Here is a 4395-nt window from a genome sequence, read left to right as displayed (position 1 = left end):
GTTTGCGTAGAACCTTTTTTACAATAAAGAACCTAGCAACTAAATCATTTCATTTAGTGCTAGGCCTGTATCGTTAATACGATTATGCTATGAACCAATATGACATGCAGCATTAATCTTATCTAAATCCACTTGATACATTGGTTCGCCATCTAAGAGAATAAATGGTGTAGCGAACGCATCATAATCCATCATTTCAGCGCGATATTGTTGATTCGCAATGTTCTTTTCAATATAACCGACCTTGTGTTCAGTAAGATAATTTTTTACAAATGTACAAGGGGGACAATCATTTTGAGTAAAAATAACGATGTTTGGCAATCGAGCTCACTCCTATCGAGTTATTATCATGAAAAATACTATATATAATTTTGGAAAGAAATGCAAACTGTGAAAATTATGTGAAATTCATCAAAAAAATCTTTCTTAAATTTAAGCAAAAGGATTTAGTTAGAAAATAGAACATAATATAATTTATATTAATTGCTTTTTAAAAATAGATATAGAAAAGGTGATGAAATTATGGATTCCGTTGAAATTAGTCGTTTCCTAACTGGTATGACGTTAGCAGTACATATCATCTTTGCGACGATAGGTGTTGGTATGCCACTTATGTTTGCAATTGCAGAATTTTTAGGAATCAAAAACAAGGATCCTAAATATATAGCATTAGCCAAGCGTTGGTCGAAAGGTTATACCATTACTGTTGCTGTTGGTGTTGTAACAGGTACAATTATCGGTTTACAATTATCATTAATTTGGCCAACATTTATGAAAATGGGTGGGCATGTCATTGCTTTACCACTATTTATGGAGACATTTGCGTTCTTCTTTGAAGCGATATTCTTAAGTATTTATTTATATACATGGGATCGTTTCAAAAATAAATGGACACACTTCATTATTAGCATTCCAGTTATTATCGGTGGTTCATTCTCTGCGTTCTTTATTACATCAGTGAACTCATTCATGAACACACCAGCAGGATTTGAAATGAAGGACGGCAAAATGGTTAATGTACAACCACTTGAAGCAATGTTCAATCCTTCATTCCTAGTAAGAGCCTTCCATGTGGTAGCTACTGCAGGTATGACAATGGCGTTTGTTCTAGCAACTATTGCAGCATTTAAACTATTGAAAAACAAATATAATAAAGATGCAGAATATCATAAAAAAGCTTTAAAAATGACTATGATTGTTGGATTCTTATCAACATTATTGTCAATGTTAGCGGGGGACTTATCAGCTAAATTCTTACACCAAGCGCAACCAGAGAAATTAGCGGCTTACGAGTGGCACTTTGATACACAATCGAAAGCGGATTTAGTATTCTTCGGTGTATTAAACGAGAAGACTCAAGAAGTTGAAGGTGCTATCAAAATACCAGGCATGCTGAGTTTCTTAGCGGATAATAATGTAAACACTAAAGTAGAAGGACTCAATGATTTTCCGAAAGATGAACTACCTCCATTAATTGTCCATTACTTCTTTGATTTAATGGTAACTATGGGTGTATTATGCTTTGTTATTTCAGGTGCTTTTATTTTAACTTTAATCATTAAGAAACTACGTAAATTCGTTACGCATAAAGGTATGTTATACGCGATTCTTCCTACTGGGCCAGCTTCTATGTTAGCTATCGAATTTGGATGGTTTTTAACTGAGGTTGGACGTCAACCATGGATAGTTAGAGGATATATGCGTGTGAGTGAAGCTGCTACGCAAGCAGGAGGAATAACATTAGTTACTATACTATTTGGATTACTCTACTTAGTATTACTCTTTACATCAGCATATGTACTCATTCGTATGTTCAAAGATAAACCTGCCCAAGATGATGTAGATAAAGTCATCGAAAAAGGAGGTCATGCTTAATGGATTATACTACAATAGGTATTACCTTACTTTGGACGTTCTTATTTTTATATATCATTGTCGCTTCAATTGACTTTGGTGCGGGTTTCTTTACTTTACACACTAAATTAACTGGAGAAGAGAAAAAGATTAACCACTTAGTTGAACGATACTTAAATCCAGTATGGGAAGTTACAAATGTATTCTTCGTGTTCTTCTTTGTTGGATTTGTAGGATTTTTCCCTGATTCAGCATTATATTTTGGTACTGTGTTGCTAGTACCTGGTTCTATTGCGCTTATTCTGATTTCTATTCGAGGAAGTTTCTACGCATTTGAACATTATGGTCAAGACACTAAATTGCCATGGATAGTTATGTATGGTTTAACAGGTTTATTAATTCCAGCATCATTAGCAACGGTATTAACAATATCTGAAGGTGGCTATATCAATGAACGTGGTTCACATTTTGATTTAGATTGGTTCCAATTACTACTTAGTCCATTTGCTTGGTCAGTCGTCTTTTTAGCAATCATTAGTGTATTGTATATATCTTCAGGATTTTTAACATACTATGCATCGAAAGCTAAAGATGAAGTGGCATATAAATATATGAGACAATGGTTTATTTTCTGGGGACCTCCTATGATTATTATTTCACTATTTGTTTTCTTATCGTTGAGAATTCAAAATGCAGATCATTTCAATAATGCAGTACAACATTACTGGTGGATGTTTGCACTAAGCTTCATTTGTTTCATTGTAGCGGGTATTTTGAACTTCATTAAGAAATATCATGGTCTAGCATTTATAATGGTGATACTCCAAATGGCATTTGCATTTTATGGATATGGCATAAGTAAATTACCTTATTTATTATATCCATTTATTAAGGTAAGTGATTCAGGTGTTAATGATTCAATGGGATTAGCACTTGTGATTGTATTTATTTTAGGTTTACTTTTATTAGTTCCATCGTTAATATTATTATTGAGATTATTTGTATTCGATAAAGAATATGTAGAAGGTAAAAAATAATTTTAATAATAGAAGGGGGCTGAGATAATGAACATCAATGTATATTAACTTTATGAAGTATGATTTACATGATGTCATTTATCTCAGCCTTTGCCTTATTTTTAAGAGATAGGGGTAGCCGTTCAATGGAGAAAGAATATGTTGTTATTGGGTTAGGTCGCTTTGGTGGAAGTATAGTAAGAGAGTTAAATGCGTTAGATATGGATGTTATGGCAATTGATAGAGATGAGGCGCGTGTTAATGAATATAGTGACATTGCAACGCACGCAGTCGTAGCTGATACGACAGATGAAACCGTGATGAAAAGTTTAGGTATTCGTAACTTTGATCATGTCATCGTAGCAATTGGTGAAAATATACAATCTAGTACATTAACTACGCTTATACTTAAAGAATTAGGTGTAAAAAAAGTTACAGCAAAAGCTCAAAATGATTATCATGCTAAAATATTAAATAAAATTGGTGCAGATACAGTTGTCCATCCTGAGAGAGATATGGGACGTCGAATTGCGCATAATGTAGCAAGCGCTAGTGTTTTAGACTACCTTGAATTAGCAGATGAACACTCACTAGTTGAATTAAAAGCAAGTGAAAAAATGACAGGACAATCAATTATTGATTTAGATATTCGTGCGCAATTTGGGATCAATATTATTGCGATTAAACGTGGTAAAGAGATTGTTGTATCCCCAGACCCTTCGATGAACATCGAATTTGGAGATATATTGATTATGATAGGTCATGATAATGATTTAAATCGTTTTGAAAAGAAAATTGTAAGATAAAGTTTGCATCACAATTATTAAAGGACTTCGAATCATAGACATGAGATGGATTGACGATTTGGTAACTTTAATACTTGTGATGTTTTTATAATAACTAGAGGGACGTAAGTAAAAAATATCTAGTTTTAATAATGGGATATGGAGTGATGATACAAGTAAATGAGATATGTATTAATAGCATTAGGTATATTTTTTACTGTAATAGCTTTTATAGGTGCAGTGTTACCATTATTACCGACAACACCTTTTTTAATTTTAGCGGTTATATGCTTTACGAATAGTTCCAAAAAGTTCAAAGTATGGCTTGAAAGCACTCAAATTTATAAAGATTACGTTGAGAATCTTAAAAAGTATAAAGGTTATACGATGAAAGAAAAAATAAGAATACTTATAAGTTTATATATAGTAGTTGGTTTTTCTATTTTTATGATTTCAAACTTATATATTCGAATTGGATTAGTCATTATGGTAATCATTCAAACGATTGTGTTATTTACATTTGTTAAGACATTACCAGCGAATTTTAATCAAGACAAAGGATCATCATAGTCATCGTAATCAGGAAGGAAGAGGTTGGGACATCATTCCTAGCAAAATAGAGTCTGGGACATAATTCCTAGAGAAATAGCCAGTAAATGAGTTTTAACAAATTCATTTACTGGCTTCTTTATTTACAATACTCCGTATTGTTGGCTCTCATACATACGGTACAGCTTCAG

General features: G+C 32.7%; 5 protein-coding genes. 4 read left to right on the top strand and 1 reads right to left on the bottom strand.

Annotation, left to right across the window (positions count from 1 at the left end; translation table 11 throughout):
• Positions 1–87 precede the first annotated feature (87 nt).
• A complete protein-coding gene (locus KA858_RS12235) occupies positions 88–321 on the bottom strand; it encodes a glutaredoxin family protein (RefSeq protein WP_053029142.1) in 234 nt (77 codons plus the stop codon).
• 201 nt (positions 322–522) lie between these two features.
• Between KA858_RS12235 and KA858_RS12230 the strand changes: the two genes are divergently transcribed.
• From KA858_RS12230 to KA858_RS12215, 4 genes are all read left to right on the top strand, one after another.
• Positions 523–1875 carry a cytochrome ubiquinol oxidase subunit I gene (locus KA858_RS12230; RefSeq protein ID WP_210135826.1) on the top strand — a complete coding sequence of 451 codons (1353 nt, stop codon included), beginning with the start codon at positions 523–525 and terminating at the stop codon, positions 1873–1875.
• Complete coding sequence (locus KA858_RS12225; protein WP_210135825.1) at positions 1875–2891, top strand: cytochrome d ubiquinol oxidase subunit II; 1017 nt, start codon at positions 1875–1877, stop codon at positions 2889–2891. The genes KA858_RS12230 and KA858_RS12225 overlap by 1 nt, the downstream gene beginning before the upstream one ends.
• Positions 2892–3016: 125 nt before the next feature.
• Positions 3017–3676 carry a potassium channel family protein gene (locus KA858_RS12220; RefSeq protein ID WP_210135824.1) on the top strand — a complete coding sequence of 220 codons (660 nt, stop codon included), beginning with the start codon at positions 3017–3019 and terminating at the stop codon, positions 3674–3676.
• Between the two features lie 159 nt (positions 3677–3835).
• Complete coding sequence (locus KA858_RS12215) at positions 3836–4225, top strand: YbaN family protein (RefSeq protein ID WP_075108514.1); 390 nt, start codon at positions 3836–3838, stop codon at positions 4223–4225.
• Positions 4226–4395 lie beyond the last annotated feature (170 nt).

It is taken from the genome of Staphylococcus sp. GDX8P80P (assembly GCF_017893095.1).
GTDB classification, from domain to species: domain Bacteria; phylum Bacillota; class Bacilli; order Staphylococcales; family Staphylococcaceae; genus Staphylococcus; species Staphylococcus borealis.
Note: the sequence above shows the minus strand (reverse complement) of the source record. Positions and strands in the feature narration are given on the sequence as shown.

What these genes read in the sequence shown, in the direction of transcription:
- KA858_RS12230 (WP_210135826.1), top strand. Translation starts at nt 523, where the DNA reads ATGGATTCCGTTGAAATTAGTCGTTTCCTAACTGGTATGACGTTAGCA.
- KA858_RS12225 (WP_210135825.1), top strand. Translation starts at nt 1,875, where the DNA reads ATGGATTATACTACAATAGGTATTACCTTACTTTGGACGTTCTTATTT.
- KA858_RS12220 (WP_210135824.1), top strand. Translation starts at nt 3,017, where the DNA reads ATGGAGAAAGAATATGTTGTTATTGGGTTAGGTCGCTTTGGTGGAAGT.
- KA858_RS12215 (WP_075108514.1), top strand. Translation starts at nt 3,836, where the DNA reads ATGAGATATGTATTAATAGCATTAGGTATATTTTTTACTGTAATAGCT.